Origin of the sequence: Pseudoalteromonas sp. MIP2626 (assembly GCF_013414205.1) — a bacterium.
Classification (GTDB): domain Bacteria; phylum Pseudomonadota; class Gammaproteobacteria; order Enterobacterales; family Alteromonadaceae; genus Pseudoalteromonas; species Pseudoalteromonas nigrifaciens.
On the sequence record NZ_JAATTW010000008.1, the window covers coordinates 1 to 24,684 of the forward strand.

Below are 24,684 nucleotides of genomic sequence, written 5' to 3' on the forward strand. Positions count from 1 at the left end.
GCTGCCGCATCCATTAAAGACGCTAAATGATCGAAACCGATGAATGAACGATAAAGGGGTGATAAATCTACTGTACGCATAATAATATCCTCATATTTAAGCGATATTTCAGTTGTGCTTTTCTAATGAACAAACACAAATGAAGTTTAATTAATAATATAAATTTCAATTACTTCTGTTTAACAAGGACCCATCAGGCGTCCTCTACTTATCTATATATGGACGTTAAAATTGTTTTCAAGCAAATAACAAATAATTTTTTAAATTTACTCTTTTAAAATACACAACAAGGTCGTTAAACATAAATTACAATGGTAAAAATACCGCCTCAAGCGAGGCGGCTTAAACAGTGGAAAATATTTAAAGTGACTTACTTATCTTCGAGCAAATCATTGCCACCGATTGCTATTTTGCGCGGTTTTAACGCTTCAGGTATTTCACGCTGTAAATCTATGCTGAGTAAACCATGGGCTAAATCAGCAGCGATAACTCTGACGTGATCTCCTAACTGAAACTTACGCTCAAAGTTGCGATCTGCAATACCTTGGTGAATAAATTTGCGCTCTTTACTATCGTCTTTACTTTGTTTAACCCCGCTAACTTTTAGGGTGTTATTTTCTGACTCGATTGTCAGTTCGCTATTGCTAAAACCAGCAACCGCCATAGTGATTCTATATTTGTCTTTATCGAGCGCTTCGATATTGTAAGGAGGAAAGCTTGGCTGCTTATCTGAACTCGCTGCCGCATCCATTAAAGACGCTAAATGATCGAAACCGATGAATGAACGATAAAGGGGTGATAAATCTACTGTACGCATAATAATATCCTCATATTTAAGCGATATTTCAGTTGTGCTTTTCTAGTGAACAAACACAAATGAAGTTTAATTAATAATATAAATTTCAATTACTTCTGTTTAACAAGGACCCATCAGGCGTCCTCTACTTATCTAGATATGGACTGCAAAATTGTTTTCAAGATGATTTTTCAAAAAATTATTTATTTTACTTTTAACACCACATTAAGCGCCCAATAACAGTAGCGATTATTTAAAAACGCTGATCCCTAAGGCATATCAATAAAAGCGAACAGCTTAATCGCTTGTTTGCTCTTTAATATTTAACTCAATTGGTTACACTAGTAGCAATTTAATTGAGGAGTTCACTATGTTAACTGTAATTTTTGGTCGTGAAGGCTGCCCATTTTGTGTTCGTGCTAAAGACGTAGCAGAACAACTATCAAATGAACGTGATGATTTTAAATTTCGCTATATCGACATTATTAAAGAAGGCATAAGTAAAGAAGATCTTGAAAAGTCTGCCGGCAAACCTTGCCCAACAGTGCCGCAAATCTTTGTAGACCAAAAACACATTGGTGGTTTTACAGAGTTTGAGGCCTACGCCAAAGAGAATCTTGGACTTTATCAATAAGTTCTGTATCAAATATGTTAACCAGTTAAGTAATCTAGTTACTTAGCTGGTTAAATTTCGACCAACATCAATCACCTATAAATTAGTTGTAATTTCTACAAGCATTTACCGCATTTATCCTTTATAATGCGCGCCTCTTTAAATTCGTTGAGGCGTATTAATGTCAGAACCAGTCACGTTTGAATCTCTAAATCTTTCTCCTGCAATTTTGAAGGCAGTTGAAGAGTTGGGTTACAAGACACCATCTGAAATCCAAGCTCAATGTATACCGTTATTGCTAGAAAGAAAGGACGTACTGGGACTAGCTCAAACGGGTACAGGTAAAACCGCAGCATTTGCACTACCACTATTAAATAATATTGACCCGTCTGTGAAACAGCCACAGATCCTTGTACTCACACCAACCCGTGAGCTTGCGATCCAAGTTGCTGAGGCATTTGAACAATATGCTAAACATGTTCGTGGTATTGAAGTATTGGCACTTTATGGTGGCCAAAGCTACAGTATCCAACTAAGTGCACTTCGTCGTGGCGCGCAAGTTATCGTAGCTACTCCAGGTCGCTTAATCGATCATATTAACCGTGGCACTATCAAGTTTGATGCTCTACAAGCACTTGTACTTGATGAAGCCGATGAAATGTTACGTATGGGCTTTATCGATGATGTAGAAAGCATCATGGAAAAAACACCGCGCGAAAAGCAAACATGTCTTTTCTCTGCGACCATGCCTAAGCAAATTCAAAACATCAGCAGCAAGTATATGAACAATCCTGAACAGGTTCATATCTCTGCGCGTAACTCAACTGTATCATCAGTAGAGCAAGTGTTTTGGAATGCAAGCATTCATAAGAATAAAGCCATTGTTCGCTTTTTAGAAGCTGAGCAATATGAAGGCGCTATTGTTTTCGTACGTACACGTAACGATACAGTACAACTTGCTGAATTATTAGAGCGCGAAGGTTTCTCTGCCGCTCCACTTAACGGTGACATGAACCAGCAAGCACGTGAACGCACAGTAGAGCGCTTAAAAAGCGGCATGCTAAATGTTGTTATTGCAACAGACGTAGCGGCACGTGGTCTAGATGTTGACCGTTTAAGTTTAGTTATCAACTACGATATTCCACAAGATTCTGAAGCCTACGTTCACCGTATCGGCCGTACAGGTCGTGCTGGTCGTACTGGTAAAGCAATCTTATTCGTAAAACATAACGAACGTTATTTACTTAAAAATATCATTCGTCATACGAATTCAGATATTGCACAAGTTGAATTACCAACAGCTAAAATTGTTGAAGAAAAACGTATCGAAGCGTTACAAGCCAAGTTAACACTTGCTCTTGAAAACAAAGATATTACTTTCTTTAATGAAGTAGCAGCAAGCATGGCTCAAAAGCTTGAACTTTCTGCTGAAGACCTTGCTGGTGCGTTACTGTGTTTAGCACAGCAACAATCACCAATTAAGGTTGAAGAAGTTAAGATTCAACCTCGCGAACGTAACGAGCGCAATGATCGTAACCCACGTAGCAATGACCGTGGTGATCGTGGTCGTCGTAACGAACGTGGCAGTGAACGTGGTGGCGAGCGCGCTGAACGTAAACCTCGTGAGCGTAACAGCCGTGATGCAGGTCCTATGGATACATACCGTATCGAAGTAGGTCGTGAACATGGTGTTCAGGTTAAGAACATTGTTGGCGCTATTGCTAACGAAGCTGACATTTCAAGCAAGTTTATTGGTGATATTCGTCTACACGATAATCACAGCACGGTTCAATTACCGAAAAACATGCCTAAAGATGTACTTGATCATTTCCAAAAAGTGTTTATTTGTAAACGTCCTATGGGCTTAACAATCACTGCTGATCAAGGTCCTGCTGAGCCACGTGGCGAACGCTCTGAGCGTCCAGCTGGCGGCGAAAAACGCAGCTTTAATAAAGATGACAGCGCACGCGGTGATAAGCGCAGCGGTCCTCGTAAAGAACGTCGCCCAGTAAGCTTTACAACGCCGAAATAAGCAACGACTCTTTAATAAAAACCTTGCCACGTAAGTGAGCAAGGTTTTTTTGTGCCTAAAATAAAGCTCTAGGCTCTAGGCTCTAGGCTCTAGGCTCTAGGCAAAAAATAATATTCCCCTGAGAAAATAAACCCGATATTTTATTTCTACCTCACAGCTAAATTCTCGCCTGCACACCCCTTTCTTATCTGCACTGCTCTATTACTTCTCTAAAGCGCAGTGTCTCCTATCCTCTTGGTGAATAACTCACTTAAAAGCATTTAAACAAAGAGCAGACAATCAGCAGTAAATGAGGAAGGCAATGCCATAGTAACTTTTAGCATTACTTTTATTAAGGTTACTTTATTCGGGGTACAGTGTTTGCCCTACGGTTAAATCTGATCTCTTAACACAAAAAAGCCCCACCAATTTCATGATGAGGCTTTTACTATATTACCTATTTGTTTTACGTTAAGGCGCTAGCGCTGGGTAAACGTAGCTGGCATCAAGCCCTAGCGGGATACCAAGTGCCCAGTAACCTAATAAAAAGATACTCCAGCCAATCATAAAGGCGATTGAGTACGGTAGCATAATAGCAATTAAAGTGCCTATGCCGGTGCCTTTCACATACTTTTGACAGTACACCACCACTAATGGGAAATAGGGCATTAACGGTGTAATAATATTAGAGCTTGAGTCACCAACACGATAAGCCGCTTGAGTTAAGTCTGGCGAAATACCAAGTTGCATTAGCATAGGTACAAATATGGGGCCAAGTAATGCCCATTTTGCTGAACTTGAACCTACAAATAAGTTAACAAAGCCGGTTAAAAAGATAATTCCCACAACCGTTACTGCACTTGGCAACTGCATTGCTTTTAATAACTGCGCGCCTTCGATTGCTAGCAATGCACCTAAGTTTGATTTACTAAATGCGGCAATAAATAACGAACAGAAAAATGCCATTACAATATAATATGCCATGCCGCTCATCGCTTTACTCATGGCATCTATCATGTCTTTAGAGGTTTTGAAGGTGCCTACGGTAAAGCCGTAAACCGCGCCGGGTATCCAAAATAATAAAAAGATTAACGGTACGATAGATTGCATTAATGGCGAGCTAAAATTAGTTAACGAGCCATCGCTGCTGCGCATTGCCGAGTTACTATCTGCCGATACATAAGCAAGTAACGCAAGGCCTGCAACCATAACTGAACTGGCAATTATAAATGCACGTTTTTCATCACTGCGGGCATCTTCAAATACGGGTAAATCTTCTTTAGCGCCATCTACCGCGGTTTTTTGTAAACGTGGTTCTATAATTTTATCGGTAATATACCAGCCTAATGCCACTATAAATAAGCTAGATGCTGAAGCAAATGCCCAGTTATTTAACGGGTTAATTGTCATTGCAGGATTAATTATTTGCGCCGCACTTTGGGTAAAACTTTGTAGCAATGGGTCGATACCCGATGGAATAAAGTTAGCCCCAAAACCACCACTCACACCAGCAAATGCAGCAGCAATACCCGCAAGCGGATGGCGCCCTGCAGCATAAAATATAACCCCAGCTAGTGGAATAACTAATACATAACCTGCATCAGTTGCGGTATGGCTTACAATGGCCACTAAAATAATTGAAGGCGTTAATAACTTTTTAGGCGTCACTTTAAGCATTAACTTAAGGCCGGTATTAATAAAGCCCGAATGCTCTGCAACCCCCACACCTAACATAGCCACTAACACTACGCCTAAGGGTGCAAAGCCGGTAAAGGTTTTTACCATAGAGGATAAAAAGGTGGCGAGCGAATCACTTGCTAGCATATTATTGATAATAATGGCTTCGCCGGTACGTGGATCTATTGCATCAAAGCTTACGCCTGAAAACCACCACGACAAAAACCAAATTAGTAACATGGCAAACAAAAATATAATGGCCGGATCAGGAAGCTTATTACCTACCCGTTCAACAAAATTTAAAAATCGTGCAATTAAACCAGTTGGCACTGCACTTTGGTTATTATTCATTCTTTAAAGCTCTCTAAATCATATTTTCAATAACCATATCCTATCTTTACACAACAGTAAATTAACCTGAGGCTAACTCCCTCAAATCAATACTTTTAAACAAAAAAAACGCGATAAGCCAGTAGCGTATCGCGTTTAAATTAGTTTTAGCCTAGGTTTACTCAGGCCAATGCTTTTACTTCTTCCCACAAACGAGCAACAAGGGTTTTGTCATCTTCATTAAGTTCACCATTATGATAAGCCTTCACTAAGCTTTGCTCTACGGTTTCGTTAAGTTCATCTGTGCTAATAGTTAGCTTTTCTACTTGCGCATACCCTACTGCTAAGTCAAAGTGACCTCGCAAATAGCCTCCTGCAAATAATTCATCATCGGTGGCTTTAATCACTAAATCATCAAAATAGTGTTGGGCTGCATCAATATAGTTTACTAAACTCATTTATTCTGTCTCCTGGTTTTGCAATGGGTATTAATACCCTACTGCATACATAATGTGGTCGTTAAATCCGCATGTAACTTTAATATAACCGGTTAGTTCATCATCTAAACTGCTATCGCCGGTGTCACAAATAAGTGGGCGGCCATTTAAAGCCTGCAATTTTGTTTTTGTAGCTATTACTATAATGTTATTAGTGCCAATAGCGCGAATAAGCGCGGGGCTAAGCTGTTGATTACCACGACCAAAAATATGTCCTTGGCCGCCAATTAAGGTGATCACTAATTTAGTTTTTTGACCTTGCGTATGCTCAAGTAATTGCGCTGCGGTTAGGTCTTGCGCTATAAGTGCTTGATCTTTAACTAAATCGACACCTAATAGTGTATTTTCTAGCCCTATTTCTTCCATCACTGCAGCAACGGTTGAGCCACTGCCCATAATGTAAAAAGTGTCTTCATCCATTTCACTCACCACATAGGCGGCAATATCTACAAGCACTAACTCGTCGGTTTCTTTACCACCATTTTTAACCGCTTGCATGTAACGCACTTCACTTGGTACTTGCATTTCGCCATAACGTTTTGCTTTAACAGTGCCTTGTCTAAATGCCTCTTCGTCAATGTCCATTACATCGGCGTCACCTAAGGTAACTAAATCGCCTTTTACCAGCATTTCGACTACACGCCCTGCTGCTTTTGGCGTGATTGCATATACCCCTGAATGTATTTTACAGCCAGCAGGAATACCCAGTACGGGTATTGTGTCCTCAACAACATGACAAATATTACGCGCTGTGCCGTCGCCTCCAGCAAATAAAACTAAATCTACACCTAGCTCTTTAAGTGCTTTTACAGCCTGCTCTGTGTCGGTGGCTGTGGTTATAGCATTGCTGTTATATATTACTTGTACCTTAAAGCCGAGTGCTTTAGCGCAGTGCTCGCCCATATCGCCATTTACAGTGTAAATAGTTAATTGGTTTTTATAAGGCAGTAATACTTCAAGTGCGGCTTTTGTACGACTATTAGCTTTAGGCTGAGCGCCAAGTGCTAGCGCTTTGGCTGCAGTTGCTGCGCCATCGCTACCTTTTAACGCTACAGTGCCGCCTAAACCCGCTAGCGGGTTTATAATTAAACCTAATTTAAACTGCATCCGTGAGCTCCTTGGGATGTTGCCAATTAAATTGCTGTGCACTCATTGGCCATGGCGTATTATAAAAATGGCTGAGTGCTTTTAGCAATGCCTCGGTACGGGAGTTAAAACCGTTATTAATAAGTGTTAAAACTTGTTGGTGTACTCGCTGCTGAAAATCAAAACGACACGTTTGCTCGCCATTTAAATTATCTACCGACACATTAAATTCAAAACCTGCGGCGGTACTCAATAGCCACTCAATGGCTTGCGGTTTTATTTCTACATTTTCAAATTCGGCTTGTTTTTGCTTATCGCGGCCGTCGGGGCAATACCAATAGCCGTAATCTTCAAGTAAACGGCGCTTATCTCCCGCCACCAGCCAATGTGCTATTTCGTGCAGGGCACTGGCGTAAAAACCATGAGCAAACACAATTTGGTGATACGGTGTTTTATCACAGCTAGGAATATAAATAGGTTCGTGCTCGCCTTTAACCAGCCGCGTATTATAGCTTTGGTCAAAAGTGGCTGCAAAAATAGAAATTAAATCAGCAATTTTATGCATAAAAGTTTAATTACTTACTCTGAATATAGGGCTTACTGCTCATTATATTAAAAATGTGCGCGCTAAAAACGAGGTGAATTGTACGGGCTTTCGCAGCGAATGTAAAAAATTGGATGGCGGGTTAACACTTCCATGTAACGGCGTTTTATAAAGCCCGTGGGGTTGGCTAATAATGGCTATACAAGGTGCTGCCAAATAGCTGGTATTTATACTGTTTGGCGTATTTACTGCTTGAGCAATAACCCTTACCATCACTATAACGACAAAGCTGCTTAATGAAATACTAAAATTATGTTTAAACTAATGAGTATAAAAAAGGTTAAATTTTTATTTATTGCCCTGCTTGGGCTTATGGGTGTATCACTGCCTGCTGTTGCAAAAAACATCAGTATTAATGTGTTTGCTATTCCTTCGCAACCAATCATTACTTTAATGGCGCAAACCAGTGATGTATTAAAACAAGCGGGTATGGTTAGCTTTTACGATAAAGGCATGCCGGTACACGCTACTTTATATTTAACTGACTTTGCGCCCGGTACAGAGGAGGCAATTAAACTTGCGGTAAAAAACATCGTAGCGCAACAGCAACCATTTCCCATAACCGCTGAAGGCTTTAGCGTAACTAAAAGTAATTGGGCTTTTATTAATTTACAGCCGTCGCGCCAATTACAAAGACTATCTGACGAGATAACACTTGCTATTGAACCGCTGCGCGAGCGAAATGTTACTGTGCCTACTTGGGTTAAAAACTACCCCAACAAGTTAACTGCATTTAAGCGCTACGGCAGCCCTAATGTTTTTCAAAACTTTCAGCCACATTTAACATTATTAGCTAACGAGAAAAGCCCTCAACTGGCTGTTATAAATAAACAAATACAGGCTAACCCATCTAAAGCACAGGGGCAAATAATAGGTGTAGGTATAGGGATTTCAGATCAGTTTGGTCAACAAAAGCAGGTTATTGCAGAATACTTTTTTAACAACGGTAAAAGCTAAATTGCTTTATTACTTTTGCTGCGCTAAGTATTTTTTTAGCAGCTGGGTATTTCGGGTGTTTGCTTTAAAGTAAGCATCAAAAATATCGCCTACTATGGGTAGTAAACCGCCCACAAAGTCGATAAGCATATTAGCTAATATACGTAGTTTTATAGTCCAGCTAACACCTAAGCGCTGCGCTTCAATTAATACATAAGCAGATAAAATAAAACCGGCCATATCACCGGCAACAGGCAATAAACCAATAATCGCATCGGCACCAACTTTAAAATTAGTAAAAGGAATTTTTAAACTACTGTCGGTAATGAAGCTAAATCGCTCCAGCCTTTTCAGTGCAGCTTGTTGCTGAGCCTTTACGTTATTTGTCATTGTCACATTTAGCTCCCTCAAACCTGTTTAATTAACTTTAGTTAAAAAGTTGAACTTGCACTGATAAACAAATACAAAAAACGCGGATCGCCCGCGTTTTTATTATCTACTTAATGTAACTCTAATTATACCGAACCGGGTATCGGCCCATGCTCGTGGTGTACATGTGGGTTTTGTCCACGTTGACGTAGCAAATGATCCATTAAAGTAATGGCCATCATCGCCTCAGCAATTGGCACAGCACGAATACCTACACACGGATCGTGACGACCTTTGGTGATCATCTCAACCGCTTCGTTTTCAGTATTAATACTGTTACCTGGGATGGTAATACTCGACGTTGGTTTTAGCGCAATAGAAGCAATAATATCTTGCCCAGTAGAAATACCCGCTAATACGCCGCCCGCATGGTTAGAGGTAAACCCTTGTGGTGTTAGTTCATCGCGGTGCTCTGAGCCTTTTTGCTCAATTACATCAAAGCCGTCGCCAATTTCAACACCTTTAACCGCGTTAATGCTCATTAATGAATGTGCAAGTTCGGCGTCAAGGCGGTCAAATACTGGCTCACCAAGGCCTACAGGTACATTACTTGCCACTACTTTTACTTTTGCGCCTACTGAGTCACCTTGCTTTTTAAGGCCGCGCATATATTCATCAAGCGCTTCTAACTTGCTCACATCAGGAAAAAAGAATAAGTTGTTTTCAACTTCGTTCCAATCAAAAATGTCTGCTTTAATTGGCCCTAACTGACTTAAGCAGGCTTTTATTTCGATACCATGAAATTGTTTTAAATATTTTTTAGCAATAGAGCCCGCAGCAACACGAATTGCCGTTTCGCGCGCTGATGAGCGACCACCACCGCGATAATCGCGCAGGCCGTATTTATGCCAATAGGTGTAATCGCCATGACCTGGGCGAAACACATCTTTAATTTTGCCGTAATCTTTTGAGCGTTGATCGGTGTTTTCAATAAGTAAACCTATGCTAGTACCTGTGGTTTTACCTTCAAATACGCCTGAAAGAATTTTTATCTGATCGTCTTCACGGCGCTGCGTGGTATAACGACTTTGCCCCGGTTTACGACGGTCTAAATCTATTTGTAGGTCGGCCTCGGTGATTTCAAGACCTGCTGGTGTACCATCAACAACGCCGCCTAATGCAACGCCGTGGCTCTCACCAAAAGTAGACACTTTAAATAACTGTCCAATGCTATTACCTGCCATTACTTTTCCTCATTCCTAATGACTACCAATAGCCGAGCTTTACACTCGGCTATTTACTTATATCAATTTATATTCAAATACATATTCTATAAATGATATTGATTTTTATTGTGCAAAATACTCATCAAGTTGCTGTTTGCTAATAACAAACACACCTAAACCACCTTGTTCAAACTCAACCCATTCAAATGGCGCACCCGGATACAATGCATCCATATGTACCATAGAGTTACCTACCTCTACAAACAATAAGCCGTTTGCAGTAAGGTGCTTACTTGCTTCGCTTAATATAGTGCGGGTTACGTCTAGGCCGTCGTGGCCTGAAGCCAAACCAAGTTCTGGTTCATGATGAAACTCACGCGGTAAGTCGGCCATGTCCTCAGCATCAACGTACGGCGGGTTAGCTATGATCAGGTCGTATGTTTGCCCTGGTACACCACTAAACACATCTGACTGAATTGGCAGTACTCGTTCACTTAACTGGTAGTCTGTAATATTTATGTCGGCTACTTCTAGAGCTTCATAAGAAATATCAACCGCATCTACCTGCGCATTTTCAAACGCTTGTGCAAGTGCAATCGCGATACAACCAGAACCCGTACATAAATCTAAAATACGCTTAACCGACTCAGGCTCTTCAAGCCAAGGGGTAAAGCGGTTATTAATTAACTCTGCAAATGGCGAACGTGGAATAAGCACGCGCTCGTCTACATAAAATGGCATATTCGCAAACCAAGCAATGTTGGTTAAATACGGCACTGGGGTAAAATCGTTAATACGCTCAGCAATTAAGCCCGCTAAGCTGTTTTTTTCTGTACTCGTTAAACGCGCATGCATTAATTCTTTCGGCGCATCTATTGGTAAGCTTAATGCGGGTAATAATAAATTTACCGCTTCGTCCCACGCATTATCAGTACCGTGACCAAAAAAAATACCACTGCTGGCAAATTGGCTTGTAGTCCAACGTAACCAGTCGTGTAAGGTTGAAAGTTCTGCTACAGCTTCTTCTAGCGTTGCTTCTTCTATTTGTAATTCACTCATGTGTATTGCCTGCCTGCTACTTTCAAAATTATTAATTCAATCGAGGCCACAATCGCCTCCCGATTGCCCTATTGTAACGCCTTTTATCTCGATTTTTACCCTTTTTTTGTTTAGACTGCCGCTATGAAAAAAGATCCTTATTCAAACAGCCCAATTAGCAATGATGACATTGACATGTTTCGTCAAAGTATCACTGGTGCGCGCGTTTTTAAACAAGACACTCACCGCTTTACTAATAAGCCTAAAGTGTCACAAGCAAAGCAGTTTGCCCAGCAAAAAAAGCAACAACAGTCAGAATTCTTCTTTTCGGATGAATATATACCTGATATTGATACCAATGGTATGGTTAATTATGTACAAGATGGCCAAGACCGCTTTTTAGCTAAGCAACTACGCCGTGGTGACTTTGTTCCAGATTTAACCCTAGATTTGCATGGCTTAAATAAAGAGTCTGCAAAAGATGAGCTAGCTGGTTTGATCCACGAATGCAAAAAGAAACATTACTATTGTGCATGCATAATTCATGGCATTGGTGGGCATATACTCAGGCACAAAGTACCGCAGTATTTAGTACAACACCCTGACGTAATTGCAATGCACCAAGCACCGCTTGAATATGGTGGTAAAGGCGCTGTACTTATTTTAATTAATTTACCGCAAAGTGATGAATTTAGGCGCTAAATAACCACAGCTCTGGTTAAATACTATTAAAGGCGATATTAGTGTCTATTTTTTCAATTATATTTCCGCTGGTATTTATTGTTACTGCTGGTTTTATTAGCACTAAGTCACAGTTTTTAGAACAACAACACATAACCGGTATTAGTAAATTTACTTTTTATATTAGTATTCCCGCTTTTTTATTTTTAAATATGGCGCAAGCTAACTTACACAATAGTGTGAGCTTAAATGGCTTTTTAAGTTTTTATATTGCGGTTGTGGGTGTTTTTATAATTGGCGCTTTAATAGACCGGTTTTTAATTACTAAGCACAGTGATTATCAACGCCATAGCGTATTTGCTCTTGGCAGTAGCTATTCAAATACCGTACTGGTTGGCTTACCAATAATTATTGCAGCAATTGGCCGCGAAATGATTGGTATAGTGTTTATGATTATCACTTTTCATAGTGCGTTGTTATTTACTCTCACCTTTTTAGTGAGTGCAAAAAGCGAAAAAAGTGCGTTTTCGTGGCAACAATTTGCCAAAAACATGCTATTAAACCCTGTGGTACTTAGCATTAGCCTAGGGTTATTGGCTAATGTTTTAGGCCTTACATTGCCACTGGATATTATTAATGGCTTAGATTTACTCTCACAACCCGCTATTGGCTGCGCATTATTTGTGTTGGGAGCTAATTTAGCATTTTATAAAATAAGCCAAAACTGGCAACCCGCGCTAATCGCCACATTATTAAAGCTAGTATTACTGCCCTGCTTAGTATTATTGTTAGGCCGATTTGTGTTTATGCTAGAGGCGCAACTACTCAACGTACTTATATTATTAAGCGCATCGCCTTTAGGTGTTAATGCCTACCTTATTGCTAATCAAATAAAACAGCACCAAGCAACGCTTGCCAGCACTGTGGTTATGTCGACCGTTTTAAGTGGTATAAGCTTTAGCATTTGGTTGTGTCTTTTATTGTAGTTCCTCAACATACTCTGCTGCCCATCAAACAAAACAAGCTTAAAAGTAATCGCTAAGTTCACTGTAGGCATTAGTAATATACTCGATCAGCAGTTTAATTTTTTCTGGCTGATGGCGCGTATACGGATACACAGCATATACCCCTAGTTCACGAGGTTGATACTCAGGTAAAATAGCCACCAGTTCGCCAGTTAGCAAATGCTCATACACACAACAACGTGGTACATAGACAATGCCATAACCCGATAGCGCATTTTGCCTAAGTGCTTGTGCGGTATTAGCCGAAAAGTTTCCTTTAATGGCAATACTAACCTCCTCACCTTGGTGAGTAAAACGCCATTCGCGAGCACCTTTATCTTGATAGGTATAGGCTAAACAGTTATGTCGACTTAGATCGTCTAAGTTGCTTGGTTCGCCAAATTTTTCGATATAATTAGGCGCACAACACACCACCCAACGCGATTTAATAATAGGCTTTGCAATTAAACTTGAATCTGCTAATACGCCGGTTCTAATCGCTAAATCAATGCGTTTATCAACCAAGTCAATAAAGTCATTCTCTAGCCGCATATCAACATTCACATTAGGGTACTTTTCACAAAATTGGCCCACTACTTGCGCTAGCAGTAGCTCCCCTGAAATGGTCGGTACGGTCATTTTAATCGAACCACTAATTGCTCCACGGTAGGCACTAACACTATTTAATGCGTCACTTAATTGTAATTCTATTGACTTTGCATGTTGATACAGCGAGCTGCCCGCTTCGGTTAAGCTTAGTTTGCGGGTAGTTCGATATAATAGCTGCACACCTAAATCCTTTTCTAGCCTACTGATTTTTTTAGAAAGAGCCGGGGTCGATATCCCCGCAACCTCTGCTGCTTTATTAAATGATTGTGCGTCAACTACTAATGAAAATAACGTCAGTTCATGGGCATTAGCCATTCATTACACCTTTTTTGGAAACAATTCATTAATTTACAGACTATATATAAACAATAAATTAACTACTAGAGTAACAGCATAAAAATTACTATAAAAAATTAAGCGTGGTTACTCTATGTCGATATACCTGCAAGCTCTGCTTGCTTTTACTCCTATCTTACTTGCCGCTTTATTGCTGATCCCATTGCAATGGCCAGCAAAGCGTGCCATGCCCGTGGTGTTAATCGTTACTATGGCTATTGCTTATTTTGCCTGGGAAATGTCATTTAACCGTATTTTAGCAAGCAGCCTTCAAGGTATGCTGGTGACCATCTCTGTATTATGGATTATTTTTGGCGCCATTATGTTGCTCAACACATTGCAACACTCTGGTGCGATCAGCACGATTCGCAGTGGTTTTGCCGATATCAGTCCCGATAGGCGGATTCAGGTTATTATTATTGCTTGGTTATTTGGCTCATTTATTGAAGGCGCAACCGGTTTTGGTACACCCGCTGCGATTGCAGCTCCCCTCTTGGTAGCGATGGGCTTTCCTGCTATGGCAGCGATTATGATTGGCATGATGATCCAATCGACACCGGTATCGTTTGGTGCGGTGGGTACGCCGATTATTATTGGTGTTAGTAATGGCTTAGATAAAGCGTTACTCAGTGAACAATTACTGACAAATAACAGTAGCTGGGAGCAATTTTTAGTATTAATAACCTCTGAAGTTGCCATTGGCCATGCCATTACTGGCACTTTAATGCCGTTATTAATGATCTGTATGATGACGCGCTTTTTTGGCAAAAATAACAGCTGGCGCGAGGGCTTTCAAGTGGCTCCTTTTGCTCTATTTGCTGGACTTGCGTTTACTATCCCGTATGCGTTAACCGGTGTTTTTATCGGCCCTGAATTTCCTTCAATAATTGGTGCCTTGGTTGGGCTAGCGATAGTCGTACCGTGCGCGAAAGCTAAGTTTTTAATACCCACTCAGTCATGGGACTTTGCCCCGCGCGAAAAATGGCCAACAACTTGGCTGGGGAATATTGCTTTTAGCGCCCCCACTAAAATCAAAGCCCCTATGTCGTTATTTAGAGCGTGGCTGCCGTATTTGCTAGTGGCGTTATTATTAGTGGCGAGTCGTTTGTCAACAGATTTAAAAGCACTGCTTAATCAATTCTCATTACAATTTAACCTAATTTTAGACGAGCCGGATATTAGCGGCAGTATTGCGCCATTGTATTTACCTGGTGGTATTTTGTTGTTTGTATCATTGCTGACGCTGTTTATTCATAAAATGAAAGTATCTGAAATTACTGATGCCGCTAAAGATGCCTCAAAAGTACTATTCAGTGCAGGCTTTGTGTTAATTTTTACCATTCCTATGGTACGTATTTTAATTAATTCTGGCGTGAACGACGCCGGCTTAGACGCCATGCCTGTTGCTATGGCTAATTTAATTGCGTTAACTTTTGGTGACATCTACCCACTTTTTGCTCCTATGGTGGGCGCCCTAGGCGCGTTTATTGCCGGCTCAAATACCGTGAGTAATATGATGCTTAGCCAGTTTCAATTTGAAGTGGCCAATGCGTTGTCTATTTCCGGCGCGTTATTGGTTGCGTTGCAAGCCATCGGCGCTGCCGCTGGGAATATGATTGCAATTCATAATGTCGTTGCCGCCTCTGCAACGGTGGGTTTACTCAATCAAGAAGGGGCAACCATAAAGCGTACTATCATACCCACATTCTACTACGTACTCACTGCTGGATTACTCGGTTTGATCGCCAGTTACGTCTTTAATATTACCGACCCACTTAACCATTTAGGATAACAAGGATTAGCAATGAGCCAGTTAAATACAATACACCTAAGACACTACCCGACAAACCCAACCCAGGTTTACTTATTCGGCACCTGCCTCAACGATACGCTGTTTCCTGACTCAGGTATTGACGCAATTGAGTTTTTAGAGCGCCAAGGCATTGAGGTTATTTTTCCGCAGGGGCAAAGCTGCTGTGGCCAACCCGCTTATAACTCTGGCTATACCGAGCAAGCCAAAGCGGTGGCGCGTGAGCAAGTGAAGCATTTTGCATTAGATATTCCAATTGTGGTTATTTCTGGTTCTTGTGGCGGTATGATGCGCCATCACTACCAAGAACTACTTAAAGATGAGCCTAACATAAATGCGTTTTGTGACCGTATTTTTGAGTTCACTGAGTTTTTAGTGCATGCATTAAAAATAAAACTAACCGATAGCGGCCCTTATGAACGGGTTGCAATGCATACTTCCTGCGCTGCACGCAGAGAAATGGGCGTGCATATCACCAGCAAAAAATTATTATCCCAGCTCAGCCAAGTCGAGTTAATAACCCATGACTATGAAAGTGAATGCTGCGGCTTTGGTGGCACTTTTGCAGTAAAGCATGGTGATATCTCTAATGCAATGGTGGCCGATAAAAGCGCCAACTTACTAGCCGCCGACGTAGTACGTTATGTCAGTGCTGACTGGGGATGTATGATGAACATTAATGGCGCACTGAGGCATCAAAAAGCGCCATTACAAGGGGAGCATATCGCCAGCTACCTATTAAGTCGCACCACCGCAGGAGGTGAGATATGAGTGAAAAACATATCGATCCACGTCAAGCGACACAAGACGAAAGTAAATATGCCGCTTCAGCGCGTTCTTTCAAAGAAAATGTTAAACGCGACCTAGCTAACGATGAACTGCGCAGTAATTTTCGCGGCGCCATGGATTATCTGGTCGAGAAACGCAAAAATGCTTTTAGCGACCTTGATGAGCTAGAAACACTTAGAGAGCAATGTAAACTAATAAAACAACGTAGTTTAGTAAAGTTACCGATTTTGTTAGAGCTGTTAGAGCAACAACTGACACAAAACGGTATTAAGGTTCATTGGGCCGAAACCTGCTCGCAAGCCAACGAAATTATTAGCGCAATTATTGCTGATAAAGATGGCAAAACGGTGGTTAAAGGCAAGTCGATGGTGTCTGAAGAAACCGCGCTTAACGATCATCTCGAAGCTAATAATATTGAGTGCTTAGAATCTGATATGGGTGAGTACATAGTACAACTCGCTAAACAGCACCCGTCACATATTATTATGCCGGCGATTCACCAAAATAAGCAGCAAGTCGCCGATTTATTTACAAAAAACATCGCCGGTTTTGAGCACACCACCGACGTAGATGCACTCATTCAGCAAGGGAGAAAAGTACTTCGCGATAAATTTTGCCATGCCGATGTGGGTATCACTGGGGTTAATTTTGCCGTTGCCGAGACGGGCACATTATGTTTAGTAGAGAACGAAGGCAATGGCCGTATGTGTACCACAGTGCCCAAGTTACATATTGCCATCACCGGCATAGAAAAAGTGGTTGAAAAGCTTGTTGATATTCCCCCGCTTCTGAGCTTATTAACACGCAGTGCAACCGGCCAAGCGATCTCAACCTATTTTAATATGATTAGTCACCCACGCCAGCTCGGTGAAAAAGATGGCCCAGAAGAGGTACATTTGGTGTTACTCGATAATGGCCGTAGTCAAATGTATAGCGATGAAGAGCTACGTCAAACATTACAGTGTATTCGCTGTGGTGCCTGTATGAACCACTGCCCCGTGTATACTCGTATTGGTGGTCATGCTTATGGCACAGTATACCCTGGGCCTATCGGGAAAATTGTCTCGCCCCACATGCTTGGGCTAGAAGCAACTACTCATCACCCCAACGCCTCGTCGTTATGTGGCGCATGCGGTGATGTATGCCCGGTTAAAATTCCGATCCCTAAATTACTGTTACGACTACGCCAAGAAAGCGTCAAACCAGCATCGCAGCAACCACATATAATGAAAGGCCAAGGCAGTGGTCGTAAAAATAAAGAAGTGTTGATATGGAGTATCTGGTCCATCATTCATCGCTCTCCTTGGCTGTATCAATCGAGCATGTGGCTAGTAACACGGCTACGGTTTTTATTACCCGCGAAACTTGGCCCTTGGACCGAAGCTAGAACAGCGCCAAAACTAGCGTCAAAAACATTGCACCAACGGGTGAAAGAACGTGAAAAAGCAAAGCAGCTAAAGCAACGCAAGGAATCATAATGAGTAATGCACGCAGAAGTATTTTAAACAAGCTGAAACAGCAGATACAAGAAGTAGATTATGACAAACTTCCTCAAGAATACGCTGTTAACTATGCTAAGTTAACCCCGCAGCAATACCTTGAGCAGTTTACTACACAATTAAAAAGTAACCATGCGCAAGTGATAAGCATAGCTCGCAGCGAATTAGCGACACATATTTATATTGAATTAAAAAAACGTAATATTAATCACTTACTATACGGCGAGCAGTGCCAATATACTAATGAGATTGAACAGCTAAACAGCGCTATCACTCTCGAAAAGTATAACTTTGACTTTAGTGAACATAAAGAGCGGTTGTTTGATCAGGTAGCGGCTGGTATTACAGGCTCACGCTGCGCAATTGCGCAAACGGGCACGATTGTGTTGTGGCCTACAGTTGCTGAGCCGCGCACTTTATCATTAGTGCCCCCTGTACACTTTGTTATTGTGGATAGCCAAACACTCTACCCCACTTTTAGTGAGTTACTTGAAAAGGAGCAGTGGCATAATAAGCTGCCTACTAATGTGGTGTTTATTTCGGGTCCATCAAAAACTGCTGATATTCAACAGACGCTTGCCTATGGCGCACATGGACCCAAAGAGTTAATTGTATTAATCATCTAAGCATTTTAAATTCAAAAGATTAGCAGCTTAATAGCTGCTAATTACTTAACTGCAGCAACAACCGATATTTCAACAAGCAAGCCATCTCGAGCCATTTTAGCTTCAACACAGGCGCGTGCAGGGGCATAGCCTTCAGGTACCCAGGCATCCCACACCTCGTTCATCTCAGCAAAATACTCCATGCTTTTTACATATATAGTCGCGCTTAGCATATTCTCTTTCGAGCTGCCGGCTTCATCTAGTAAAGTAGCTACTTTATCGAGCATAGTTTGAGTTTGCTCTTTAATATTTTTTTCAGCGTCTGCACAAACTTGTCCACACAGATAAATAATACCGTTATGCTTTACTATGCGGCTCATACGCGCATTAGTTTGAAGGCGTTCAATTGTCATAATTTATATTTTCCAAATTGTTTGGCATTAAACAGTGTCAGGCGCATTTATGTTTTTATATTCGCTGCGCTGGGTTTGCTCATTATAATTAATTACGGCAACTGCACCGGTATTAAAAATAGGCATATGGCCCACACATAACTGATCAACCAAATAACTTACTATGGGCATGTGCGCCACTACTAGCCAAGTATTACACGCAGGATGCGCCGCTATTAACGTTTCGATGTAATCGGCTGCAATTTGCGGTTTACCTTCAGGTATAATGTCTTTGCAGGTTTCGCTAAATTTAAACGTGTTATTTTTAGCAACCCCTTTTGCTGTTTGTTGAGCTCTAATGTAAGGACTAACTAACAGCGCATCGGGTGAATAGTTTTTTGCCAGCCACAGCCCCATTTTTTCAGCTTCAATATGACCCTTTTGGGTTAACTGTCTCGCTGCATCATCGGCCTGCATTGGCGTTGCTTCGCCGTGGCGCATTATTAAGATTGTTTTCATAATAAATCAACCAATTAAAGAATATAAAACAGTAGCCAATTTGCCCGTTCTTCCGCTATATTAACAAGGTAACACTATTTTTTTCTTAAATAGTTCTGTCATGATATTCAGGTAAATCTTATCGCTGTATTTCTCTGTCCTGAAGTTATCATCTGTTGTTAACAAGTAAACATTTAGTTTCAGGAGCATCATTTGAATATCAGTCGCAATGATAACAGAGCCTACCGCGCTCTAACACTGGACAATGGTCTAAAAGTACTCTTAGTGCAAGATAAAGATGCAACAAAAGCCGCTGCGTCTATGGCTGTTAATGCTGGACATTTTGACGACCCTGTTGATAGGCAAGGCTTAGCACACTTTTTAGAGCACATGCTATTTTTAGGCACAGATCAATTTCCTGACTCAGGTAGCTTTAATAATTTTGTATCACAAGCGGGCGGCAATACCAATGCCTGGACCGGAACTGAGCACACTTGCTACTTTTTTGACATTAATAATCAAGAATTTGAACATGCGCTAAAGCAATTTAGCCGGTTTTTTATTGCGCCATTATTAAATGCTGCAGAAACAGAAAAAGAACGTAACGCGATAGAAGCAGAATTTAAATTAAAAATTAAAGACGACGGCCGTCGTATATACCAAGTACATAAAGAAACGGTTAATCCGGCTCACCCTTTTGCTAAATTTTCGGTAGGTAATTTACAAACATTAGCCGACAGAGAGCGCTGCATTAGCGACGAGCTAAGAGACTTTTTTAAGCAGTTTTACCAAGCTCAATACATGACTTTGGTCATATGCGCTAATGAGGAGCTCGACACTCTCCAAGCATGGACAAAACAATACTTTACTGCGGTTTGTGGTAACGCCAAGCAACCAAAACCCGCAATTAGTGCGCCGCTATACCGAGCGCAAGACCTAGGAAAACTGCTGCACATTGAACCTCATAAGCATATGCAAAAGCTTATAGTGAGCTTTGCAATGCCTAATATTGATGACTTTTATCGTCACAAAACAGTGAGCTTTATTGCACACTTACTCGGTTATGAAGGTGCGGGCTCGTTATACTCTATTTTAAAACAGCAAGGCTGGATAAATGCACTTTCTGCCGGGGGTGGCATTAATGGCAGTAATTTTAAAGACTTTAATATTAGTATGGCACTAACGGATGAAGGTATTGAATACTTTGAAGATATTATTGAAATGATCTTTGAGTATATTTGCCTCATTAATAACAATATTGAACAGCTACCGCGCTTATACCAAGATAAAAAGAAGCTATTGCAAATTGCCTTCGATAACCAAGAACAATCGCGCTTAATAGACTGGGTAAGTAACTTAAGCATTAATATGCAACATTACGATCAGCCTAACTACTTACAAGGCGACTATTTAATGGAAGGCTTTAAACACGCCACCCATGAAATGGCCATGCAATGGTTAAAGCCACACAATATGCGCTTGGTACTTATTCACCCCGAGGTTGAGCCTCAACATAAAGCAGCTTGGTATAATACACCTTACAAGGTTGAAAAAATTTCGACTAGTTGGCTCGATGCACTAAGTAACATTAATAAACCACTCAATGAAATGCGCTTACCTGTTGTTAATCCTTATTTAACCAAAGACGTTGAGCTGTTTGATATAATTGAGCCACAAACAAAACCTGAGCTAATAGTCACAGAGCCTGGTTTTGATTTTTGGTTTAAACAAGACAACACCTTTCGCGTTGCCAAAGGTCATTTTTACTTGGCAATGGACTCAGACTTTGCAATAAAAGATGTAAAGCACATGGCACTCACCCGCCTCTTTTCTGATTTATTTATGGATAGCGTTAGCGAGCAATTTTACCCTGCCGAACTTGCAGGACTTAGTTATCACTTAACGTCTCATCAAGGTGGGTTAACACTACATACAGCGGGGCTCTCATCAAGCCAGTTAGAGCTGGTTGATGAACTCATTGATGCTTTATTTAACGTAGAAATTTGCTCTAAACGTTTTGCCGAGTATAAAAAGCAATTAGTAAGGCATTGGCGTAACAGTAATCAAAATAAGCCCGTAGGTGAGCTGTTTAGCATGTTAGGCGCAAAAATAATGCCGTGGAATCCACAGCCAAACGAGTTGGCTGACGCATTAAAAAACACGTGCTTTCAGCAGTTTAATGAATTTAGACAAGACTTTTTTAAAGCCCTGCATGTAGAGTCATTTTTACATGGTAACTGGCAACAAGCTGATGCAATTAGTTTTCAGAAAAAAGTAGCCGCGCACTTAAAAAGCGCCGCTGTAATAGCCGATTTAACACGGCCATTATTTGAAATTAACAAAGTAACGCGCTTTGAGTTAACGCTTCCTTGTAATGATCACGCTATGCTTATTTACTATCAAGCACAAACCGACTGTGTAAGTGAAAAAGTAAAAATGATGGCACTAAATCATCTAATCAATCAAGATTACTTTAACGAACTACGCACCACGCAACAATTAGGTTATTTAGTTGGTGCCGGTTACGCGCCTTTTAACACCCGCGCGGGCATTGTTTTTTATGTGCAATCACCCAAGTTTGAAGCCAAAACAATACTGCAGCGCCATAATAACTTTATTCATGACTATTTGACCAATATCGATAATTTAACCCCACAAGATTGGTTACAACAAAAGCACGGTCTAACCACACATATAGCCGAAGCAGATAAAAACCTGCGACTGCGCTCGCAACGATTATGGTTAGCTATTGGTAATCGCGATCACGAGTTTCATATGCAACAACGCTTGCTTGATGCATTAAATGCATTAACCCTTGCAGATATAAAAGCATACGCGCTAAGCCTTTTTAATGAAAATAGACCTAGATATGAGTTTTTAAGCTCTGCAAAGCCTAATAAAGCGCATAATCAGGCCCTTTACTCGCATTCTCTTTGACAGTGAGTAACGCTTGATTTAGATTGTCGTTTGAAAATTAAATGTTATAAAAATAATAAAAATAATGATCACAATAATAATAAAAATAAGCTTACTATTAGCCCTATTAGTTGCCTCGCATAGCCTATATGCCTTAGAGGCAACTTTTAACTTAAATTTAAATACCGTTGCAGTTACGGCAAGCGCAATAATTGTGCTTGTTTTATGCTACATGCTAACGGTTATATATAAACTTAAGCGCTCGCGCTATCAACTTATGCTTTCTGAACAACGCTTAAAAAGCACTGTTGAAGGCAGTGGCGATACCCTTTGGGATTGGAATATAAAAACCGGTAAAGTACTTCGTATTAACGATAAGTACTTAATGGATTCAATATTATCAACAGAGTTTCCACCTAATAAAAGCCTTATTCACCCAAGCGACATTACCCAAGTAGAATATTTACTTAAAAAACACTTTGCTCAACAAACTCCTTTTTTTGAAGCGACTTATCGGATTAAAGATCATTTTGGCGGCTGGCTCTGGGTACTCGATCGCGGCAAAATAATAGAAAAAGACACCAACCTTAGTCCCTTACGCATGACAGGCACAGTGCGCGACATTTCACAATTAAAGCTAACCGAAGAGCGCTTAAACCTTTTTGCAAAATGCGTTGAATCGCTAACCGACGCCCTGGCTATTTACGATAAAAACTTTAAGTTAGTCGATATTAACCCCAGCTTTTTAACCTTATTTGGTGGCGTGCGCGAGCAGTACCTTAAAAAAGATTTTAATTTGCCCGGCTACGATAAAAGTTACATTAACACCATTAAAAAAACCGTATACCAGCGAGATAGCCTGCAACAAGAAGTTAAATTACGCAATAGTGCACATGTTTTATTACCCATAGAAATTTCGATTGATGAAATTAGAAATGATCAAAACCAAATAACTAACTATGTCGTTGTATACTCTGATTTAACCGAGCGTAAAAAAGCCGAATCGCAACTGCATAACCTCTCCAATAGAGACCGCACCACCAACCTGCCTAACCGTAATTTGTTTTTTACCGACTTACAAAAATTAGGGCAACTAAACTCGCACCATGCTTTGTTAGTTTTCGACTTAGATAACTTTAAAAAAATAAATGACTCTTTAGGGCACCAACTAGGTGACAGCTTATTAGCTAAACTCGCTATGCGGCTAAATAAGCTCACTCGCGAAAATGACGTGTTTTATCGTTTAGGCGGCGATGAGTTTGCACTGGTAATGTCTGATACTAACGACATATATACGATTACCCGCACCGCTAAACAGTTTTTAGCGGCTATTGCTACGCCTTTTAAAATGGCCGGACATGAGCTTGCCATTACCTCAAGCGTTGGCATTGTGTTGTTCCCTGAAGATGGTAATACCCCAGAGCTACTATTAAAAAATGCCGACACAGCTATGTACCACGCTAAAAAGAAAGGTAATAGTTATCTGTTTTTTAATGACACCATGAACCGTGAAGCCGTAAAGCGCCTGCAAATAGAAAACCTAATGCGCTTTGGTTTAAAAGAAAATCATTTTGCCGTGTATTACCAACCAAAAATGAATATTCATACCGGTAAACTTGTGGGAATGGAGGCATTAGTACGCTTTATCACGCCTAAAAAAGGCATTATTAGCCCGGGTGTTTTTATCCCAATAGCAGAAGAAACAGGGCAAATAATAGAAATTGGTGAAGTGGTTTTAAATAAAGCCTGTCGCGATGTAAAAGAGTGGCTTGATGCGGGCTTATTTAATGGCAGAGTTGCTGTGAATTTATCGGCAAAGCAATTTAGTTTACCCGACCTAACAACACGTATTGATGTGATTTTACAAAAAAATGCATTGCCCTCTTACTTTTTAGAGCTAGAAATTACCGAAGGCACGGTAATGGACGACCCTAAAGATGCTATCGCAATAATGTGCTCACTCAGCGCCCGAGGTATTCATTTAGCAATGGACGACTTTGGTACCGGCTACTCTTCGCTGGCCTATTTAAAGCAGTTTCCGCTTAATACGCTTAAAGTTGATAAAGCCTTTATCGATGACATGAAAAACGAGCGCGGCCGCAATATGGTCGACTCAATTGTTACTATTGCCCATAACCTTGACCTACATGTGGTTGCAGAGGGCGTAGAGCAAGCGTCGCAAATAGAAATACTCAAACAATTAAACTGTGAAACAGTACAAGGCTACTATTACTCTAAGCCGCTATCAAAAGATGAGTTTACCGAATTTTTAAAACTCCAGCACAGCAAGTCTGTACCTAGTTTAATTAGCCCGATTAAAAAAGTGGCTGTCACTAATTAAAGTTAAAAAACAGAAATAAAA

The 24,684-nt window shown here is 40.7% G+C and carries 22 protein-coding genes and 1 pseudogene; 11 read left to right on the forward strand and 12 right to left on the reverse strand.

The genetic code is table 11. The annotated features are described in order from the left end of the window. Both HC000_RS18505 and HC000_RS06030 read right to left on the reverse strand, forming a co-directional pair. Positions 1-80 (reverse strand): annotated as a pseudogene (locus HC000_RS18505) (heat-shock protein); the annotation flags it as partial. A gap of 290 nt (positions 81-370) precedes the next feature. Further along, a complete protein-coding gene (locus tag HC000_RS06030) occupies positions 371-817 on the reverse strand; it encodes an Hsp20 family protein (protein WP_011327681.1) in 447 nt (148 codons plus the stop codon). 349 nt (positions 818-1,166) lie between these two features. Here HC000_RS06030 and HC000_RS06035 point away from each other — a divergent pair, with 349 nt between their 5' ends. After that, positions 1,167-1,430 carry a GrxA family glutaredoxin gene (locus HC000_RS06035; protein WP_011327680.1) on the forward strand — a complete coding sequence of 88 codons (264 nt, stop codon included), beginning with the start codon at positions 1,167-1,169 and terminating at the stop codon, positions 1,428-1,430. A gap of 160 nt (positions 1,431-1,590) precedes the next feature. After that, a complete protein-coding gene (locus tag HC000_RS06040) occupies positions 1,591-3,441 on the forward strand; it encodes a DEAD/DEAH box helicase (protein WP_179807217.1) in 1,851 nt (616 codons plus the stop codon). A gap of 450 nt (positions 3,442-3,891) precedes the next feature. On the opposite strand, the gene HC000_RS06045 is transcribed toward HC000_RS06040, so the two are convergent. The 4 genes from HC000_RS06045 to HC000_RS06060 form a co-directional block, all read right to left on the reverse strand. Continuing rightward, positions 3,892-5,448, reverse strand: coding sequence for an AbgT family transporter (locus HC000_RS06045; protein ID WP_011327678.1), 1,557 nt, complete (start codon positions 5,446-5,448; stop codon positions 3,892-3,894). Between the two features lie 161 nt (positions 5,449-5,609). Next, positions 5,610-5,885 carry a YfcL family protein gene (locus tag HC000_RS06050; RefSeq protein WP_011327677.1) on the reverse strand — a complete coding sequence of 92 codons (276 nt, stop codon included), beginning with the start codon at positions 5,883-5,885 and terminating at the stop codon, positions 5,610-5,612. A gap of 30 nt (positions 5,886-5,915) precedes the next feature. Then, entirely contained in the window at positions 5,916-7,031 is a 1,116-nt protein-coding gene (locus tag HC000_RS06055) for an ATP-NAD kinase family protein (protein WP_179807218.1), read from the reverse strand. Then, positions 7,021-7,575, reverse strand: coding sequence for an elongation factor P hydroxylase (locus tag HC000_RS06060; RefSeq protein WP_011327675.1), 555 nt, complete (start codon positions 7,573-7,575; stop codon positions 7,021-7,023). The genes HC000_RS06055 and HC000_RS06060 overlap by 11 nt, the downstream gene beginning before the upstream one ends. Before the next feature lie 303 nt (positions 7,576-7,878). On the opposite strand from HC000_RS06060, the gene HC000_RS06065 reads away from it, so the two are divergent. Then, positions 7,879-8,571, forward strand: a complete 693-nt coding sequence (locus HC000_RS06065) for a 2'-5' RNA ligase family protein (RefSeq protein WP_257025436.1) — start codon at positions 7,879-7,881, stop codon at positions 8,569-8,571. Positions 8,572-8,580: 9 nt separating this feature from the next. Here HC000_RS06065 and HC000_RS06070 read toward each other — a convergent pair whose 3' ends face one another. The 3 genes from HC000_RS06070 to prmB form a co-directional block, all read right to left on the reverse strand. After that, on the reverse strand, positions 8,581-8,940 hold the full coding sequence (locus HC000_RS06070; RefSeq protein ID WP_179807220.1) for a DUF4112 domain-containing protein: 360 nt from the start codon (positions 8,938-8,940) through the stop codon (positions 8,581-8,583). Positions 8,941-9,065: 125 nt separating this feature from the next. Further along, positions 9,066-10,163, reverse strand: a complete 1,098-nt coding sequence (gene aroC, locus HC000_RS06075; protein WP_179807221.1) for a chorismate synthase — start codon at positions 10,161-10,163, stop codon at positions 9,066-9,068. 105 nt (positions 10,164-10,268) lie between these two features. Then, positions 10,269-11,204, reverse strand: a complete 936-nt coding sequence (gene prmB / locus HC000_RS06080; protein ID WP_011327671.1) for a 50S ribosomal protein L3 N(5)-glutamine methyltransferase — start codon at positions 11,202-11,204, stop codon at positions 10,269-10,271. 123 nt (positions 11,205-11,327) lie between these two features. Here prmB and smrB point away from each other — a divergent pair, with 123 nt between their 5' ends. Then, positions 11,328-11,885 carry an endonuclease SmrB gene (smrB, locus tag HC000_RS06085; protein ID WP_179807222.1) on the forward strand — a complete coding sequence of 186 codons (558 nt, stop codon included), beginning with the start codon at positions 11,328-11,330 and terminating at the stop codon, positions 11,883-11,885. Positions 11,886-11,926: 41 nt separating this feature from the next. Continuing rightward, positions 11,927-12,850 carry an AEC family transporter gene (locus HC000_RS06090; RefSeq protein ID WP_011327669.1) on the forward strand — a complete coding sequence of 308 codons (924 nt, stop codon included), beginning with the start codon at positions 11,927-11,929 and terminating at the stop codon, positions 12,848-12,850. A gap of 39 nt (positions 12,851-12,889) precedes the next feature. Here HC000_RS06090 and HC000_RS06095 read toward each other — a convergent pair whose 3' ends face one another. Next, the gene (locus tag HC000_RS06095; RefSeq protein ID WP_179807223.1) at positions 12,890-13,792 is read right to left on the reverse strand and encodes a LysR family transcriptional regulator; all 903 of its coding nucleotides are present in this window, start codon (positions 13,790-13,792) and stop codon (positions 12,890-12,892) included. A gap of 115 nt (positions 13,793-13,907) precedes the next feature. Between HC000_RS06095 and HC000_RS06100 the strand changes: the two genes are divergently transcribed. The 4 genes from HC000_RS06100 to HC000_RS06115 are packed head-to-tail and all read left to right on the forward strand — an operon-like array spanning position 13,908 to position 18,537. Next, positions 13,908-15,605 (forward strand): L-lactate permease, encoded by a 1,698-nt coding sequence (locus HC000_RS06100; protein ID WP_011327667.1) that lies wholly within the window; start codon positions 13,908-13,910, stop codon positions 15,603-15,605. 12 nt (positions 15,606-15,617) lie between these two features. Beyond that, entirely contained in the window at positions 15,618-16,394 is a 777-nt protein-coding gene (locus HC000_RS06105) for a (Fe-S)-binding protein (RefSeq protein ID WP_011327666.1), read from the forward strand. Next, positions 16,391-17,890 carry a LutB/LldF family L-lactate oxidation iron-sulfur protein gene (locus HC000_RS06110; RefSeq protein WP_011327665.1) on the forward strand — a complete coding sequence of 500 codons (1,500 nt, stop codon included), beginning with the start codon at positions 16,391-16,393 and terminating at the stop codon, positions 17,888-17,890. Before HC000_RS06105 ends, HC000_RS06110 begins: the two co-directional genes overlap by 4 nt. Continuing rightward, positions 17,890-18,537 carry a lactate utilization protein gene (locus HC000_RS06115; RefSeq protein ID WP_011327664.1) on the forward strand — a complete coding sequence of 216 codons (648 nt, stop codon included), beginning with the start codon at positions 17,890-17,892 and terminating at the stop codon, positions 18,535-18,537. The genes HC000_RS06110 and HC000_RS06115 overlap by 1 nt, the downstream gene beginning before the upstream one ends. Before the next feature lie 41 nt (positions 18,538-18,578). Here HC000_RS06115 and HC000_RS06120 read toward each other — a convergent pair whose 3' ends face one another. Then, positions 18,579-18,929, reverse strand: coding sequence for a RidA family protein (locus HC000_RS06120; protein ID WP_011327663.1), 351 nt, complete (start codon positions 18,927-18,929; stop codon positions 18,579-18,581). A gap of 27 nt (positions 18,930-18,956) precedes the next feature. Continuing rightward, complete coding sequence (gene sixA, locus HC000_RS06125; RefSeq protein ID WP_089367948.1) at positions 18,957-19,427, reverse strand: phosphohistidine phosphatase SixA; 471 nt, start codon at positions 19,425-19,427, stop codon at positions 18,957-18,959. 192 nt (positions 19,428-19,619) lie between these two features. Here sixA and HC000_RS06130 point away from each other — a divergent pair, with 192 nt between their 5' ends. Then, a complete protein-coding gene (locus HC000_RS06130) occupies positions 19,620-22,343 on the forward strand; it encodes an insulinase family protein (protein ID WP_179807224.1) in 2,724 nt (907 codons plus the stop codon). A gap of 64 nt (positions 22,344-22,407) precedes the next feature. Further along, the gene (locus HC000_RS06135) at positions 22,408-24,663 is read left to right on the forward strand and encodes a bifunctional diguanylate cyclase/phosphodiesterase (protein ID WP_179807225.1); all 2,256 of its coding nucleotides are present in this window, start codon (positions 22,408-22,410) and stop codon (positions 24,661-24,663) included. Positions 24,664-24,684: the final 21 nt, after the last annotated feature.

Bases quoted from the DNA above. Each gene is read 5' to 3' on its own strand.
- HC000_RS06030 (WP_011327681.1), bottom strand. From the start codon at position 817: ATGCGTACAGTAGATTTATCACCCCTTTATCGTTCATTCATCGGTTTC.
- HC000_RS06035 (WP_011327680.1), top strand. From the start codon at position 1,167: ATGTTAACTGTAATTTTTGGTCGTGAAGGCTGCCCATTTTGTGTTCGT.
- HC000_RS06040 (WP_179807217.1), top strand. From the start codon at position 1,591: ATGTCAGAACCAGTCACGTTTGAATCTCTAAATCTTTCTCCTGCAATT.
- HC000_RS06045 (WP_011327678.1), bottom strand. From the start codon at position 5,448: ATGAATAATAACCAAAGTGCAGTGCCAACTGGTTTAATTGCACGATTT.
- HC000_RS06050 (WP_011327677.1), bottom strand. From the start codon at position 5,885: ATGAGTTTAGTAAACTATATTGATGCAGCCCAACACTATTTTGATGAT.
- HC000_RS06055 (WP_179807218.1), bottom strand. From the start codon at position 7,031: ATGCAGTTTAAATTAGGTTTAATTATAAACCCGCTAGCGGGTTTAGGC.
- HC000_RS06060 (WP_011327675.1), bottom strand. From the start codon at position 7,575: ATGCATAAAATTGCTGATTTAATTTCTATTTTTGCAGCCACTTTTGAC.
- HC000_RS06065 (WP_257025436.1), top strand. From the start codon at position 7,879: ATGAGTATAAAAAAGGTTAAATTTTTATTTATTGCCCTGCTTGGGCTT.
- HC000_RS06070 (WP_179807220.1), bottom strand. From the start codon at position 8,940: ATGACAAATAACGTAAAGGCTCAGCAACAAGCTGCACTGAAAAGGCTG.
- aroC (WP_179807221.1), bottom strand. From the start codon at position 10,163: ATGGCAGGTAATAGCATTGGACAGTTATTTAAAGTGTCTACTTTTGGT.
- prmB (WP_011327671.1), bottom strand. From the start codon at position 11,204: ATGAGTGAATTACAAATAGAAGAAGCAACGCTAGAAGAAGCTGTAGCA.
- smrB (WP_179807222.1), top strand. From the start codon at position 11,328: ATGAAAAAAGATCCTTATTCAAACAGCCCAATTAGCAATGATGACATT.
- HC000_RS06095 (WP_179807223.1), bottom strand. From the start codon at position 13,792: ATGGCTAATGCCCATGAACTGACGTTATTTTCATTAGTAGTTGACGCA.
- HC000_RS06100 (WP_011327667.1), top strand. From the start codon at position 13,908: ATGTCGATATACCTGCAAGCTCTGCTTGCTTTTACTCCTATCTTACTT.
- HC000_RS06105 (WP_011327666.1), top strand. From the start codon at position 15,618: ATGAGCCAGTTAAATACAATACACCTAAGACACTACCCGACAAACCCA.
- HC000_RS06110 (WP_011327665.1), top strand. From the start codon at position 16,391: ATGAGTGAAAAACATATCGATCCACGTCAAGCGACACAAGACGAAAGT.
- HC000_RS06115 (WP_011327664.1), top strand. From the start codon at position 17,890: ATGAGTAATGCACGCAGAAGTATTTTAAACAAGCTGAAACAGCAGATA.
- HC000_RS06120 (WP_011327663.1), bottom strand. From the start codon at position 18,929: ATGACAATTGAACGCCTTCAAACTAATGCGCGTATGAGCCGCATAGTA.
- sixA (WP_089367948.1), bottom strand. From the start codon at position 19,427: ATGAAAACAATCTTAATAATGCGCCACGGCGAAGCAACGCCAATGCAG.
- HC000_RS06135 (WP_179807225.1), top strand. From the start codon at position 22,408: ATGATCACAATAATAATAAAAATAAGCTTACTATTAGCCCTATTAGTT.